At 66.8% G+C, this 14,263-nt stretch carries 13 protein-coding genes; 11 read left to right on the plus strand and 2 right to left on the minus strand.

Features of this window, described 5'->3' with window-relative positions; all coding sequences use genetic code 11:
- Positions 1-2: 2 nt before the first annotated feature.
- The 8 genes from G0A00_RS02160 to xylB all read left to right on the plus strand — a co-directional run bounded on the left by G0A00_RS02160 (position 3) and on the right by xylB (position 9,189).
- Positions 3-965 (plus strand): sugar-binding transcriptional regulator, encoded by a 963-nt coding sequence (locus G0A00_RS02160; protein ID WP_164181682.1) that lies wholly within the window; start codon positions 3-5, stop codon positions 963-965.
- A 129-nt stretch (positions 966-1,094) separates the two neighbouring features.
- Complete coding sequence (locus G0A00_RS02165) at positions 1,095-2,411, plus strand: sugar ABC transporter substrate-binding protein (RefSeq protein ID WP_164181684.1); 1,317 nt, start codon at positions 1,095-1,097, stop codon at positions 2,409-2,411.
- A gap of 251 nt (positions 2,412-2,662) precedes the next feature.
- Positions 2,663-3,535 (plus strand): carbohydrate ABC transporter permease, encoded by an 873-nt coding sequence (locus G0A00_RS02170; RefSeq protein ID WP_066100260.1) that lies wholly within the window; start codon positions 2,663-2,665, stop codon positions 3,533-3,535.
- Positions 3,536-3,623: 88 nt separating this feature from the next.
- The gene (locus G0A00_RS02175) at positions 3,624-4,454 is read left to right on the plus strand and encodes a carbohydrate ABC transporter permease (protein ID WP_066100257.1); all 831 of its coding nucleotides are present in this window, start codon (positions 3,624-3,626) and stop codon (positions 4,452-4,454) included.
- A gap of 14 nt (positions 4,455-4,468) precedes the next feature.
- Entirely contained in the window at positions 4,469-5,473 is a 1,005-nt protein-coding gene (locus G0A00_RS02180) for an ABC transporter ATP-binding protein (protein WP_164181686.1), read from the plus strand.
- 2 nt (positions 5,474-5,475) lie between these two features.
- Positions 5,476-6,246 (plus strand): L-iditol 2-dehydrogenase, encoded by a 771-nt coding sequence (locus tag G0A00_RS02185; RefSeq protein ID WP_164181773.1) that lies wholly within the window; start codon positions 5,476-5,478, stop codon positions 6,244-6,246.
- Positions 6,247-6,257: 11 nt separating this feature from the next.
- Entirely contained in the window at positions 6,258-7,736 is a 1,479-nt protein-coding gene (locus tag G0A00_RS02190) for a mannitol dehydrogenase family protein (protein WP_164181688.1), read from the plus strand.
- Between the two features lie 4 nt (positions 7,737-7,740).
- Positions 7,741-9,189 carry a xylulokinase gene (gene xylB / locus G0A00_RS02195; RefSeq protein WP_164181690.1) on the plus strand — a complete coding sequence of 483 codons (1,449 nt, stop codon included), beginning with the start codon at positions 7,741-7,743 and terminating at the stop codon, positions 9,187-9,189.
- A gap of 118 nt (positions 9,190-9,307) precedes the next feature.
- Here xylB and G0A00_RS02200 read toward each other — a convergent pair whose 3' ends face one another.
- Positions 9,308-9,859, minus strand: a complete 552-nt coding sequence (locus G0A00_RS02200; protein WP_164181693.1) for a L,D-transpeptidase — start codon at positions 9,857-9,859, stop codon at positions 9,308-9,310.
- 137 nt (positions 9,860-9,996) lie between these two features.
- Positions 9,997-10,758, minus strand: coding sequence for a L,D-transpeptidase (locus tag G0A00_RS02205; protein WP_164181695.1), 762 nt, complete (start codon positions 10,756-10,758; stop codon positions 9,997-9,999).
- A gap of 334 nt (positions 10,759-11,092) precedes the next feature.
- Between G0A00_RS02205 and G0A00_RS02210 the strand changes: the two genes are divergently transcribed.
- The 3 genes from G0A00_RS02210 to G0A00_RS02220 all read left to right on the plus strand — a co-directional run bounded on the left by G0A00_RS02210 (position 11,093) and on the right by G0A00_RS02220 (position 14,222).
- Positions 11,093-11,755 (plus strand): response regulator, encoded by a 663-nt coding sequence (locus G0A00_RS02210; RefSeq protein WP_164181697.1) that lies wholly within the window; start codon positions 11,093-11,095, stop codon positions 11,753-11,755.
- A gap of 4 nt (positions 11,756-11,759) precedes the next feature.
- Complete coding sequence (locus G0A00_RS02215; protein ID WP_368667650.1) at positions 11,760-13,088, plus strand: ATP-binding protein; 1,329 nt, start codon at positions 11,760-11,762, stop codon at positions 13,086-13,088.
- Positions 13,089-13,190: 102 nt separating this feature from the next.
- Entirely contained in the window at positions 13,191-14,222 is a 1,032-nt protein-coding gene (locus tag G0A00_RS02220; protein ID WP_164181700.1) for an LLM class flavin-dependent oxidoreductase, read from the plus strand.
- The last annotated feature ends 41 nt before the right edge of the window (positions 14,223-14,263 follow it).

Genomic DNA, 14,263 nt, shown 5'->3' on the forward strand with positions numbered 1-14,263 from the left:
TCATGGCCTTGCGCAGCATCGATGAGGGGGAAGCCTCGCCGCAGGACCTGTCGGCCCGGGCCGCATGGCTCTATTACGTGGGCGGGCTGCGGCAGGATCAGATCGCCGACGAGCTTGGGATTTCGCGCCAGCGCGCGCAGCGTCTGGTGGCGCGCGCCATGGCCGAGGGACTGGTGAAGGTGCGCATCGACCACCCGATCGCCGAATGTCTCGAGCTTGAACAGCAATTGCGCCAGCGCTTTGGGCTGGTGCGGGCGCGGGTGGCGCCTCGCGCCGACGGCGGGCAGGATGCGTTGCGGGCGATCGCGCCCTTTGCCGCCGCCGAGATGGAGCGCATCTTCGCCAATCCCACGCCGCAGCTGATCGCGCTTGGCACCGGGCGGACGCTGCGCGCGATGATCGAGCAGATGCAGACGATCAACGCCGGGCACCACCGCATGGTCTCGCTGATCGGCAACGTCGCGCCGGACGGGTCGGCGTCCTTCTACGAGGTCATCATGCGCATCGCCGACAAGACAGGCGCGCCGCATTACCCGATGTCGGTGCCGGTTATGGCGCGCGACGCCGAAGAGTTCGCCACCTACCGCAGCCTGCCGCATGTGGTCAGCTCGCGCGCCTTGGCCAAGGATGCGGATGTCACCGTGGTCGGAATCGGGCAGATGGCGGATGACGCGCCGCTGTTTGTGGACGGGTTCATCACCGCCGAAGAGTTGAGTAGCCTGCGTTCCGCTGGCGCTGCGGGCGAGTTGGGTGGCCATGTCTTCGATTCCGAGGGCCGCTACCTCGATCATCCGGTAAATGAGTTCATGGTTGGCGTGCGCGTGCCGCAGAACCAGAACCCGGTGATCTGCGTCGCTGGAGGCGTTAGCAAAATCAAAGCCTTGCGTGCCGCTCTTAAAGGGCGTCTCGTGCAGGGCTTGGTTACCGACGAACTGACTGCCGCCGAAATCCTCAGCACTTCCTAAAGCTTCTGACGCCAAATTGAGCTTGACTCGACTCGCCTCACTGGGTGAGCTTTTGCCCATCACACGGGCAGTTGCTCAGTCGAGGAGAGCGGCGGGTCTGCCAGTGTCGGAATTCAGGGAGGATTTCTCATGTCAGTTACCATCCGCGCGCTGATGGGCGCGTGCGCGCTCGGTGCGCTTTCCACCGCGGCCATGGCCGAAACCACCATCACCGTTGCCACGGTGAACAACGGCGACATGATCCGCATGCAGGGTCTGATGGACGCCTTCAACGAGCAGCACCCCGACATCAAGGTCGAGTGGGTGACGCTGGAAGAGAACGTGCTGCGCCAGCGCGTGACGCAGGACGTCGCCACCAAGGGCGGCCAGTTCGACGTGATGACCATCGGCACCTATGAGGTTCCGATCTGGGGCGAGCGCGGCTGGCTGGTCAGCCTCGACGACATGCCCGAGAGCTATGACGCCGACGATCTGCTGCCGGCGATCCGCGGTGGTCTGACCGTCGATGGCTCGCTCTACGCGGCACCGTTCTACGGCGAAAGCTCGATGGTCATGTACCGCAAGGACCTGATGGACGCCGCTGGTCTGGAAATGCCCGAGGCGCCGACCTGGGACTTCATCAAGGAAGCCGCGGCGGCGATGACCGATAAGGAGGGTGAAGTCTACGGCATCTGCCTGCGCGGCAAGGCGGGCTGGGGCGAGAACATGGCCTTCCTGACCGCCATGTCCAACTCCTACGGCGCGCGCTGGTTCGACATGGACTGGAAGCCGCAGTTCGACAGCGAGGCATGGAAGGCGACGCTGACCGACTACCTCGACCTGATGAACAACTACGGCCCGCCGGGCGCGTCGTCGAACGGCTTCAACGAGAACCTCGCGCTATTCCAGTCGGGCAAATGCGGCATGTGGATCGACGCCACCGTGGCGGCGTCCTTCGTGACCAATGCCGAGGAATCCTCGGTCGCCGATCAGGTCGGCTTTGCACTGGCGCCGGACAACGGGCTTGGCAAGCGCGGCAACTGGCTCTGGGCATGGAACCTCGGCATCCCCGCAGGCACCCAGAAGGAAGACGCGGCCAAGACCTTCGTCGAATGGGCGACCTCGAAAGAGTACCTCGAGCTCGTGGCCTCGAAAGAGGGCTGGGCGAACGTACCGCCGGGCACCCGCACCTCGCTCTATGAGAACCCCGAGTATCTCGAGGCGGCACCCTTCGCACAGATGACGCTGGACTCGATCAACGCCGCCGATCCGCAGAACCCGACCGTCGACGAAGTGCCCTATGTGGGCGTGCAATTCGTCGCCATCCCCGAGTTCCAAGGACTCGGCACCGCAGTCGGCCAGCAGTTCTCTGCCGCGCTTGCCGGGCAGGTGACTGCCGAGCAGGCGCTGCAGTCGGCACAGATGCTCACCGAGCGTGAGATGATGAAGGCCGGCTACATCAAGTAAGCCCCGAAGCGGGCGGGCCTCCTCCGGGGATGGAGTTCCCTTCGGGGACCGGGGCCCGCCACCTCCACAGTTTCGGAGGCTTCACCGGTTCGAACCGCAGCGGGAGCGTGCCGCCAGAGCGCGCCTCGCAGCGGGGGTCTCACCTCACCGGGACCCGCGTCACGCATCGGACCAACCTTCTTCCGGAGAGATGACGGCGCCCCCCTCTGCCGCATCGCTCCGGAAGGTTTCATTCCACAGGGAGACAGGCCATGGCCACCAAAGCTTCGCGTGCCGCCGCCCGGCTCATGATCTCGCCCGCAGTTCTGCTGCTGCTGGGCTGGATGATCATCCCGCTGTCGATGACGCTCTATTTCTCGTTCCTGCGCTACAACCTGTTGATGCCGGGCATGGAAGAGTTCACCGGCTGGACCAACTACCGCTTCTTCCTGACCGATCCGGCCTTCTCGGCGGCGCTGTGGAACACGCTGCTGCTGGTGGGGGGCGTTCTGCTGATCACCACCGTGGGCGGCACGCTGCTGGCGTTGCTGATGGACCAGCCGTTCTGGGGGCAGGGCATCGTCCGCATTCTGGTGATCGCGCCGTTCTTCGTCATGCCCACCGTCTCGGCGCTGGTGTGGAAGAACATGTTCATGAACCCGGTGAATGGCCTCTTCGCGCATCTGGCGAAGTTCTTTGGCCTGCAACCTTATGATTTTCTCGCGCAGGCGCCTTTGGGGTCGATCATCTTCATTGTCAGCTGGCAATGGCTGCCCTTCGCGACGCTGATCCTGCTGACCGCGCTGCAGTCGCTGGACCAGGAACAGCTGGAGGCCGCCGAGATGGACGGCGCCGGGCCGCTGTCGCGCTTCTTCTACATCATGGTGCCGCATCTGGCACGGGCGATCACCGTGGTGATCCTCATTCAGACGATTTTCCTGCTGTCGGTCTTTGCCGAGATCCTGGTGACCACCAACGGCGGTCCGGGCGTGGCGTCGACCAACCTGACCTACCTCATCTACATGCAATCGCTGCTGCAATTCGACGTGGGTGGCGGCTCTGCCGGGGGCGTGGTGGCGATCATCCTCGCCAATATCGTGGCGATCTTCCTGATGCGGATGATCGGCAAGAACCTGGAGGCCTGAGCGATGACGATGCGCAGCACAGCGCGGCCTGCGGCCGCGGATGCCTCCGGCGGGAGTATTCTAGGAAAAATGAAAGGGAGGGGCTGAGATGGCACGCGCAGTGACAAACCGGCGCAAGGCGGTGGTGACCGTTCTGGCCTGGCTCGTGGGGATCGCGATCTTTTTCCCGATCCTGTGGATTGTGATCCTGTCGTTCAAATCCGAGGGCGACGCGATCAAGACGCCCTTCGAGGTGCTCTTCTCGAACTGGACCTTCGAAAGCTACGCCACGGTGCAGGAGCGCTCGAACTACTTCCGGCATTTCTGGAACTCGGTGGTGATCTCGCTGGGCTCGACCGTCATTGGCCTCTTGATCGCCATCCCGGCGGCCTGGGCCATGGCCTTTGTGCCCGGCAAGCGCACCAAGGACGTGCTGATGTGGATGCTCAGCACCAAGATGCTGCCGCCCGTCGGCGTGCTGGTGCCGATCTACCTGCTGTTCCGCGACGCCGGGCTGCTCGATACGCGGCTGGGTCTGGTGATCGTGCTGACGCTGATCAACCTGCCGATCATCGTGTGGATGCTCTACACCTACTTCAAGGAAATCCCCGGCGAGATCCTCGAGGCCGCGCGCATGGATGGCGCCTCGCTGAAGAACGAGCTCATTCACGTGCTGACGCCGATGGCGGTGCCGGGGATCGCCTCGACCCTGCTGCTCAACATCATCCTCGCATGGAACGAGGCGTTCTGGACGCTGAACCTGACGGCAGCCAAGGCGGCGCCGCTGACAGCCTTCATCGCCTCCTACTCCAGCCCCGAGGGCCTGTTTTACGCCAAGCTCTCGGCGGCCTCGACCATGGCCATCGCGCCGATCCTCATCATGGGCTGGTTCAGCCAGAAGCAACTTGTCCGCGGCCTGACTTTCGGCGCGGTTAAATAAGAAGGACCAGAGACATGGGACGCATCACCCTCGACAAGGTGACCAAGAGCTTCGGCGAAGTGAACGTCATCCCGCCGCTGGATCTGACCATCAACGACGGCGAGTTCGTGGTCTTCGTCGGCCCCTCGGGCTGCGGCAAGTCCACGCTGCTGCGGCTGATCGCGGGGCTTGAGGACGTGACCTCGGGCCAGATCCGCATCGACGGCGAGGACGCCACCGACATGCCCCCCGCCAAGCGCGGGCTGGCGATGGTGTTCCAGAGCTACGCGCTTTATCCGCATATGTCGGTGCGCAAGAACATCGCCTTTCCGATGAAGATGGCGGGGATGCCGCAGGACGAGCAGAACCGCCGCATCGAGGCGGCGGCGAAATCGCTCAACCTGACGGATTATCTCGACCGGCGGCCGGGGCAGCTTTCGGGCGGCCAGCGGCAGCGGGTCGCCATCGGGCGGGCCATCGTGCGCGAGCCGTCGGCGTTCCTCTTCGACGAGCCGCTGTCGAACCTCGACGCGGCGCTGCGGGTGAACATGCGGCTGGAGATCTCCGAGCTGCACAACGCGCTGAAGACAACGATGATCTATGTGACGCACGATCAGGTCGAAGCGATGACCATGGCCGACAAGATCGTGGTGCTGCGCGCGGGCAATATCGAGCAGGTGGGCTCGCCGCTGGATCTGTACCACACGCCGCAGAACGAGTTTGTCGCCGGCTTCATCGGCTCGCCGAAGATGAACCTGATCCGCGGTGCCGAGGCCGACAAACACGGCGTGGCGACCATCGGCATCCGACCCGAGCATCTGGCGGCCTCGACCGAGAGCGGGCTGTGGCAGGGCCGGGTGGGTGTGGCCGAGCACCTTGGCTCGGACACCTTCCTGCATGTGCATGATCACGGGCTGGGCGACGAGCCGCTGACCGTGCGTGTCGATGGCGAGATGCCGGTGCGCCACGGCGATACGATCTTCCTCACCCCGGACGAGAGCAAGCTGCACCGTTTCGACGCGCAGGGGCTGCGGGTATGAGCATGCGGCTGCAGGGCAAATGCGCCCTGATCACCGGGGCGGCGCGGGGCATTGGGGCGGCATTTGCCGAAGCCTATCTGTGCGAGGGCGCGAAAGTGGCGATTGCCGACATCGACCTCGCCCGCGCCGAAGCCACCGCCGCGGCGCTGGGGGATGGCGCCGTGGCGGTGCATATAGATGTCACCGATCAGGCCAGCATCGACAGCGCCGTCGCCGAAAGCGTGGCGCGGCTCGGGCGGATCGACATTCTGATCAACAACGCCGCGCTCTTCACCGCCGCGCCGCTGGTCGAGATCACCCGCGAGGATTACGCGCGGGTCTTCGACATCAACGTCGCGGGGGTGCTCTTTACGATGCAGGCGGCGGCGAAACATATGATCGAACGCGGCGGCGGCGGGAAGATCATCAATATGGCCAGTCAGGCCGGGCGCCGGGGCGAGCCCTTGGTGGCGGTCTACTGCGCTTCCAAGGCGGCGGTGATCAGCCTGACGCAATCGGCGGCGCTGAACCTCATCGAACACGGCATCAACGTCAACGCCATCGCCCCCGGCGTGGTGGATGGCGAGCATTGGGACGGGGTCGATGCCTTCTTCGCCAAATATGAAAACAAGCCGCTCGGCCAGAAGAAACGCGAGGTCGGCGAGGCGGTGCCTTTCGGCCGCATGGGACGGGCCGAGGATCTGACCGGCATGGCCGTCTTCCTCGCCTCGGACGAGGCCAATTACATCGTCGCCCAGACCTACAACGTGGACGGCGGACAATGGATGAGCTGACGGAGGCTTTGATGAAACTCCAGACCAACACGCTCGGCGCGCTCGATAAGCGCATCACCGTGCCCGGCTATGACCGCAGCGCCCTGTCGGCAGGGATCGTCCATGTCGGGCTCGGGAATTTCCACCGCGCGCATCAGGCGGTCTATCTCGACGATCTTTTTGCCAAGGGGCTGGATCATGACTGGGCGATCTGCGGCGCGGGGGTGCGTGCGCCCGATGGCAAGATGCGCGAGGCGCTGGCGGCGCAGGATTATCTTTCCACGGTGATCGAGCTTGATCCCTCGGGGCCGCGTCCGCGCATCATCGGCGCCATGGTGGATTTCGTGGAGGTCGCGCCCGACAATGGCCCGCTGATCGCGCGCATGTCCGAGCCGGCCACGCGGATCGTCTCGCTGACCGTGACCGAGGGCGGCTATTACGTCGATGCCACCACCGGCACCTTCGATCCCACCCATCCCGACATTGTCGCCGATGGCGCCGCGCCGGACACGCCCAAGACGGTCTTTGGGGCGATTGTCGCCGCCCTCAAGGCGCGCAAGGCCGGCGGGCTGCCGCCCTTCACGGTGATGAGCTGCGACAATATCCCCGGCAATGGCGAGGTCACCCGCGATGCGGTGGCCGGAACCGCGCGGCTTTCCGACCCGGAGTTCGCGCAATGGATCGAGGCCAACGTCGCCTTTCCCAACGCCATGGTCGACCGCATTACCCCGGCGACGGGCGAGGGCGAGCGGGCGCTGGCGCGGGAGTTCGGCCTCGACGATCCGGTGCCGGTGACCTGCGAGCCGTTCCGGCAATGGGTGCTCGAGGACAACTTCCCGCAAGGCCGCCCGCGGCTTGAGGAAGTGGGCGTCACCTTCACCGATTACGTGCATTCCTACGAGCGGATGAAGATCCGCATCCTCAACGGCGGCCATGCGATCATCGCCTACGCTGGGGCGCTCATGGGCTGCGAGTTCGCCGATGACGCCATGCGCCACCCGCTGGTCAGCGCCTTCCTGCGTAAGGTCGAGCAGGAGGAGATCCTGCCGCATGTGCAGCCGGTGCCCGAGTTCACCCCGCCGGCCTATCTCGACCTCATCGAAGAGCGCTTTGGCAATACCGCGGTGAAGGACACCATCCGCCGCCTCTGCCTCGACGGGTCGAACCGGCAGCCGAAGTTCATCGTACCCTCGATCGCCGACGGTCTGCGCAAGGGCGCCTCGGTCGAGGGGCTGGCGCTCGAAAGCGCGCTGTGGTGTCGCTATTGCTTTGGCACATTCGAGGACGGCACGGTGATCGAGCCCAATGACCCGAACTGGAGCGCGCTGACCGCGCTCGCCGCAGAGGCTCGGGACATGCCCGAGGCATGGCTGAGCCAGCGCGCGGTCTATGGCGAGATCGCCGGGAATGACGTTTTCGGCGCGGCGTTTGCGCGCTGGCTGGGGCTGATCTGGTCGGATGGCGCGCAGGTGGCGCTGGAAACCTATCTTAAAACCCAGCCCAAGGACTGAGCTTATGGCCTATCTCGGGATCGACCTCGGGACCTCGGGGCTGCGCGCGCTGCTGGTGGATGAGGCGGGCGCGCCGCTGGCAAGCGCCGAGCGCCACTATGAGGCGCTGCATCCCCATCCTGGCTGGTCCGAGCAGGACCCCGCCAGCTGGATCGCGGCGCTGGAAGGCGCCGTCTCCGACCTGCGCGCCGAGCCCGCGTGGCCCGCGCTGCGTGGCATTGGCGTTGCGGGGCATATGCATGGGGCGGTTCTGCTGGATGCCGAGGATCAGGTGCTGCGGCCCTGCATCTTATGGAACGACACCCGTGCCCATGCCGAGGCGGCAGAGCTTGACGCGCGGTCCGAATTTCGCGCGATCTCGGGCAATATCGTCTTTCCCGGTTTCACCGCGCCCAAGCTGTGCTGGGTGCAGCGCCATGAGCCAGAGGTCTTCTCCCGGATCGCCAAGGTGCTGCTGCCCGCGGCGTTTCTCAGCCTCTATCTGACCGGCGAGCATGTGGCGGATATGTCCGACAGCGCCGGCACCTCGTGGCTCGACATCGCCGGGCGCGACTGGTCCGAGGCACTGCTGGCCGCCGGTCACATGCGCCGCGACCAGATGCCGAGGCTGGTCGAGGGCTCGGACCCGGCGGGCGATCTGCGCAAAGACCTCGCGGCAAACTGGGGCCTGTCCGGCCCGGTCACCGTGGCGGGCGGCGCGGGCGACAATGCCGCCGCCGCCTGCGGCACCGGCGCGCTTGGCGAGGGGCAGGGCTTCGTCTCGCTGGGCACCTCCGGCGTGTTGTTGGCGGCGCGGGATGGCTGCCATCCGCTCCCCGAAAGCGCGCTGCACAGCTTTTGCCACGCGGTGCCGGGGCGCTGGTACCAGATGGGGGTGATGCTCTCCTGCACCGACAGTCTCAACTGGCTGTCGCGCATCGCCGGGCTGCGGCCCGCCGAGCTGACCGCGCCTTTGGGCGTCACACTGCAGCCGCCGGGCCGGGTGCGCTTTTTGCCGTATCTCTCGGGCGAGCGTACGCCGCACAATGATGCGGTGATCCGCGGCGCCTTCACCGGGCTTGGGGCCGAGACCGGGCGCGACGAGATGACCCGCGCGGTGCTCGAAGGGGTGGCCTTCGGCCTGCGCGACAGCGCCGAGGCGCTGCGCAGCGCTGGCGCGGATCTGTCGCATCTGCTGGCGATCGGTGGCGGCAGCCGCTCACGCTACTGGCTGCGGCTCATCGCGACGGTGCTGGACACGCCGCTGCATCTGCCCGCGTCGGGCGAGTTCGGCGCGGCGCTCGGTGCCGCGCGGTTGGGGCTCATCGCCGCCACTGGCGCCGCCCCCGAGGAGGTGATCCGCCCGCCCGCCACCGCCGAGGTGATCGAGCCGGTGGCCGCGCTGGTGCCCGCGTTCGACGAGGCTTACAGCACCTTCGGCCCGGCCTATCGCGGCATCCGCGCCATCCAGTAGGCGCCCCGGGGCTTCCTCTTGGCAAAAATATCCCCGCCGGAGGCGCAAAGAGCCTTCCGGCGGGGCAGCGCGGACGGGGTCCACGACGTGCGGGCTGGGGACGATCCGAGGGGGGAGATCAGATCACCCGCACCTGCGTGCCGACCGGGCAGAGCTGGAAAAGTTCGGCGATCTTCTCGTTGTAAAGACCGATGCAGCCATCCGACGAAGGGCGCCCGATCTTCCGCGTGTCATGGGTGCCGTGGATGATATAGGCGGGCCAGCTGAGATACATCGCGTGGGTGCCCAGCGGGTTGTCGGGGCCGGGGCCGATGGGCTTCCAGTCGGGGTAGCGCTCCATCTGCGAGGCGGTGGGCGTCCACGACGGGCCGACCTTCTTGCGCACGATGGAGGTATAGCCGCGTTTGGTCAGCTCTTCCGAGATCGGCACCGAGGTGGGATAGACGCGGTAATCGCTGCCGTCGCTGTTCCAGAAGTGCAGCGCGCGCGACGCGGTGTCGGCGACGATGGTGGCTTTGCCCAGATCGTCGAAATGGTCGCGCCAGTCCTGACGCACGAAGCTCGAGATATTGTTGCGCGTCCCGGCGTGCAGCAGCGCGGGCGTGGCAAGCACCGAGGTGGTGGCCAGCGCGCCGCCAAGGGCGGCACGGCGGGTGAGGTTATGGCTCATGTGGTCTCCTTTCCGGCGGGGATACCCCCGTCCTTGCGGGCCAGAGACGTGACCGGCCTTAACCGGAGCTTAAGCGTTCGCGGCGGCGGCACCGGCTTCACGCGAATGCGATCCACCGTGCGCCGCGCGCCAAAGGCTCAGCTGGCGCTGGCCGGGGCGGCGGGCGCCTCAAGCGCCGCCGTGGCGGGCAGGGCGGTGCCCGGCGGCACGGTGCCCTGACCGGATTGGCCCTTGGTCAGCACGATCACCTTGGTGCCCTTGGGGGTGCGCTCGTAAAGATGCATCGAATCTTGGTTGAACATGCGGATGCAGCCCGACGAGGTGGCGTGGCCGACGGTCCAGGGCGAGGGGGTGCCGTGGATGCGGTAGAGCGTGTCGCGCCCGCCCTTGTAGAGATAGAGCGCCCGCGCGCCGAGCGGGTTTTCGAGGCCGCCGGGCAGGCCGCTCGCCACCGGCTTATAGGTTTCCGGCTCGCGGCGGATCATGTTCTGGGTCGGGGTCCAATAGGGCCATTCGCGCTTCAGCGCGATATTGGCGGTGCCCGAAAAGCTCAGGCCCTCGGCGCCCACGGCGACCGAATAGCGCATGGCCTTATTGCCTTCGAGCACCTGATAGAGCCAGCGCGCGCCGGGATCGACGATGATCGTGCCGGGTTTCTCGTCCGACCAATAGTCGACCACCTGCCGCTTCTTCGCCTCGGTCAGATATTTATCCTCGATCGCCGGAACGGTGATGTCGCCATCGTCGACCGCCATATACATCATCCGCGTCTCTTCCGAGATGGCGCCGGGGGTGGTCGGGGGCACCGAAGTCGTGCTGGCGCAGGCCGAAAGCAGGCCCAATGTGGCGAGCGAGAGCGCGGCAAGAACGCTGCGGCGCGGTCGGAGGATGTCTGTCATCTGGCGGTTCCGTTCGTTTGGGGATGGCGGTGCAGCGGGGCTGCTCCGACGAATGGGCGGGGGGAGGCGCGCCGGATGGGCGGGACCCCTCGTCGCGAAACAGGTAGAGCGGCGGTATGATTTGTCCGCACTCCGGTTCCAATTTGTTGTGTTGCAGCAACAGGCAGGCCTGCGCCGGGCACCGGCCGCGGTGCGCAGGCAAGGGCGGCAAAAGCGGCGCCGCGCATCGGCGCCTTGCGGGGCATCGGGCAAAGGGTCATGTGATGCGACTATGAATTGCTGCTTAAGTAAGCCTTAAGGTTTACCAGCGAACGCGCCGAGGCAAGGAGGTTTCATGCGCATCCTGATCGTCGAGGACGACCCTGTGCTTTCCGAGGGACTCTCGGTGGGGCTGGGGCTGTCGGGCTTCACCGCTGATCCGGTCGGCACGCTGGCCGACGCCCGCGCCGCGCTGGAGGCGTCGGAGTTCGCGGGCATGGTGCTTGACGTGATGCTGCCCGATGGCTCGGGGATCGACCTGCTGGCGGAGATCCGGCGCGGCGGCTCGGACCTGCCGGTGCTGCTGCTGACCGCGCGCGATCAGGTGAGGGACCGGATCGAGGGGCTGGACGCCGGTGCGGATGACTATCTTGGCAAGCCTTTCGATCTTGAGGAACTGGCGGCGCGGCTGCGGGCGATCCTGCGCCGCGCCGACGGGCGCGCGGCGGCGGTGCTGCGCTGGAACGGGCTGGAGCTTGATCCGGCGCAGATGCGCGGCGTGCTGCAGGGCGTGCCGCTGAGCTTCTCACGCCGCGAGTTCGCGGTGCTGCATGCGCTGATGGAACGTCCGGGGCAGATCCTGTCGAAACCCGCCCTCGAAGAGCGTCTCTACGGCTGGCAGGAAGAGGTCGAAAGCAACGCGGTCGAAGTGCATGTGCATCACCTGCGTGCCAAACTGGGGCGCAGTTTTATCGAAACCGTGCGGGGCCTTGGCTACCGCGTGGCGCGCGGGGGCTGAGCCTGTGTCGCTGCGGCTGCGCCTCTTTCTGATCCTCGCGCTGGCCACCGGCGGCATCTGGTTTTCGGCGGTGCTCTGGATCGAGCATTCCACCCGCGCGCAGGTGCAGCAGGTGCTTGACGCGCGGCTGGCGGAAGCCGCCCGCATGGTGTCGTCGCTGCTCTCGGACCGGCGCATCGCCATGGCGGGCGAGGGCGCGCCGGTGGCGATCCCGCTCGATGCGCATGGCGATTACGCGCATCAGCTGTCGTGCCAGATATGGTCGCTGCAGGGCAGTCTCGTGGGCCAGTCCGAAGGCGCGCCGCAGGCACAGCTGAGCGCCGCCCATGGCACCGGCTATTCGGAATCCACCGTCGATGGCGAGACATGGCGCGTCTACACGGTGGAGAACACCACGCTGGGCGTGCGGGTGATGGTGGGCGACAGCCTCGCGGTGCGCGACAAGCTGGTGTCGGGCGTGATCGAGGGGCTCTTGCTGCCGCTGGCGGTGATCCTGCCGCTGCTGGCGGCGGCGATCTGGGTCAGCGTTGGACGCGGGCTCGCGCCCATGCACCGTCTGGCCGAGGCGCTGCGGCTGCGCAGCCCCGGCGATCTTGGTCCGCTTCCCGCAGGGCCGGTGCCCGCCGAGATGCGCCCCATGCGCGCGGCGCTCGACGGTCTCTTCGGGCGGCTGGCCAAGGCGCGCGAGGCGGAGCGCGATTTCACCGCCTTCGCCGCGCATGAATTGAAAACCCCGCTGGCCGGGCTGCGCACGCAGGCACAGATCGCCCGCATCGCGCCGGATGAGGCGACCCGGGCGCGCGCTCTGCAGAACATCGAACGCTCGGTCGACCGCACCGATCGGATGGTGCGGCAACTTCTGGAACTTTCGGCGGTGGAAAGCGCGGGCGAGGCGCCGGGTCATGCCGACCTTGGCCGCCTGAGTGAAGAGATATGCGCCGATCTCACGCCGCTGGCCGAGGCGCGCGGGGTGCTCTTGCGCTCGGATGTGCCGCAGGGCGCGTCCGCGCCGCTGCGCGCCAGCGGCTTCCTTCTGCATGCGGCGCTGCGCAATCTCGTCGAGAACGCGGTGCAGGCCTCGCCTGAGGGCGCCACGGTGCGCATCTCGCTGCAATGCGGTGTGCTGCGGGTCGAGGACGCGGGGCCGGGCATCCCGCCCGATCTGCGCGCGCGGGCCTGCGAGCGGTTTGTGCGCGGCACGGCGGGCGGCGATGGCAGCGGGCTCGGGCTGGCGATTGCGGCCGCGGCGATGGACCGGCTCGGCGGGGCACTGGAACTGCCCCAAAGTTGCGGGCAGGGCCAACGCGCCGAACTGCATCTGCCGCCCGCCTGACAGCGCCCGCCTGATCACCCAACGCACACCCCATGTGCGCGGGCAGGGCTGTCGCGGCGGGCGCGCGCACCCTAAATACCGGGCCAAGGCAAGGAGATTGCAATGGAACTCGGACTCTACACTTTCGGCGATGTGGGCACGAACCCGGTCACCGGCGAAAAGATCGACGCGCAGACGCGGCTGCAAAACCTGATGGAAGAGATCGAACTGGCCGATCAGGTCGGGCTCGACGTCTTTGGCCTCGGCGAGCACCACCGCCCGAACTACGCGATCTCCTCGCCCGCGACGGTGCTGGCGGGGGCGGCGCGCACCACCAAGCGCATCAAGCTCAGCTCGGCGGTGACGGTGCTCAGTTCCGACGATCCGATCCGGGTCTACCAGCAGTACGCGACGCTCGACAATCTGACCGGCGGGCGCGCCGAAATGATGGTGGGGCGCGGCAGTTTCATCGAGAGCTTCCCGCTCTTTGGCTATGCGCTCGACGATTACAATGAGTTGTTCGAGGAAAAGCTGTCGATGCTGATGGCGATCAACGAGCATGAGACGCTGAAATGGCCCGGCACCACGCATACACCCGCGGTCGAGGGCGCCGGGGTCTACCCGCGCGCCACCGGCGATGGCCGTTTGCCGCTGTGGATCGCCGCGGGCGGCACGCCGCAGAGCATGGTGCGGGCCGGGGCGCTTGGTCTGCCGCTGGCGCTGGCGATCATCGGCGGGCAGCCGCGGCGGTTCGCGCCGCTGGCCGCTCTCTACCGCAAAGCCGCGGCGCAGACCGGCCATGCCGAGCAGGCGCGCGTCTCGCTCAACGTGCATGGCTTTGTCGGCGAGGACAGCCAGCGCGCCGCCGATCTCTTCTTCCCGGCGCAGAAGAAGGTGATGGACCAGCTGGGCCGCGAGCGCGGCTGGCCGCCGCAGAGCCGCGCGCAATATGACGAGAGCATGAGCCGTGAGGGCGCGATGTTTGTCGGCAGCCCGGCGCAGCTGGTGGACAAGATCCTTGGCCTGCGCGAGGATCTCGGGTTTGACCGGGTGACGATCCAGATGGCGATCGGGGTGATCGAGCATTCCGAGATGCTCAAGGCGATCGAGGTGCTGGGCACCAAAGTGGCCCCCCAATTGCGCAAAGCCGGCTGAGCCATTTCAGCGCGGCCATCTCTCCGGTGCGGCCTTGAAAC

This window comes from Salipiger sp. PrR002, assembly GCF_010500775.1.
In the GTDB taxonomy this organism is placed as follows: Bacteria; Pseudomonadota; Alphaproteobacteria; order Rhodobacterales; family Rhodobacteraceae; genus Salipiger.

What these genes read in the sequence shown, in the direction of transcription:
- G0A00_RS02205 (WP_164181695.1), bottom strand. Translation starts at nt 10,758, where the DNA reads ATGACAGACATCCTCCGACCGCGCCGCAGCGTTCTTGCCGCGCTCTCG.
- G0A00_RS02170 (WP_066100260.1), top strand. Translation starts at nt 2,663, where the DNA reads ATGGCCACCAAAGCTTCGCGTGCCGCCGCCCGGCTCATGATCTCGCCC.
- G0A00_RS02220 (WP_164181700.1), top strand. Translation starts at nt 13,191, where the DNA reads ATGGAACTCGGACTCTACACTTTCGGCGATGTGGGCACGAACCCGGTC.
- G0A00_RS02185 (WP_164181773.1), top strand. Translation starts at nt 5,476, where the DNA reads ATGCGGCTGCAGGGCAAATGCGCCCTGATCACCGGGGCGGCGCGGGGC.
- G0A00_RS02210 (WP_164181697.1), top strand. Translation starts at nt 11,093, where the DNA reads ATGCGCATCCTGATCGTCGAGGACGACCCTGTGCTTTCCGAGGGACTC.
- G0A00_RS02180 (WP_164181686.1), top strand. Translation starts at nt 4,469, where the DNA reads ATGGGACGCATCACCCTCGACAAGGTGACCAAGAGCTTCGGCGAAGTG.
- G0A00_RS02190 (WP_164181688.1), top strand. Translation starts at nt 6,258, where the DNA reads ATGAAACTCCAGACCAACACGCTCGGCGCGCTCGATAAGCGCATCACC.
- G0A00_RS02165 (WP_164181684.1), top strand. Translation starts at nt 1,095, where the DNA reads ATGTCAGTTACCATCCGCGCGCTGATGGGCGCGTGCGCGCTCGGTGCG.
- G0A00_RS02160 (WP_164181682.1), top strand. Translation starts at nt 3, where the DNA reads ATGGCCTTGCGCAGCATCGATGAGGGGGAAGCCTCGCCGCAGGACCTG.
- G0A00_RS02175 (WP_066100257.1), top strand. Translation starts at nt 3,624, where the DNA reads ATGGCACGCGCAGTGACAAACCGGCGCAAGGCGGTGGTGACCGTTCTG.
- G0A00_RS02200 (WP_164181693.1), bottom strand. Translation starts at nt 9,859, where the DNA reads ATGAGCCATAACCTCACCCGCCGTGCCGCCCTTGGCGGCGCGCTGGCC.
- xylB (WP_164181690.1), top strand. Translation starts at nt 7,741, where the DNA reads ATGGCCTATCTCGGGATCGACCTCGGGACCTCGGGGCTGCGCGCGCTG.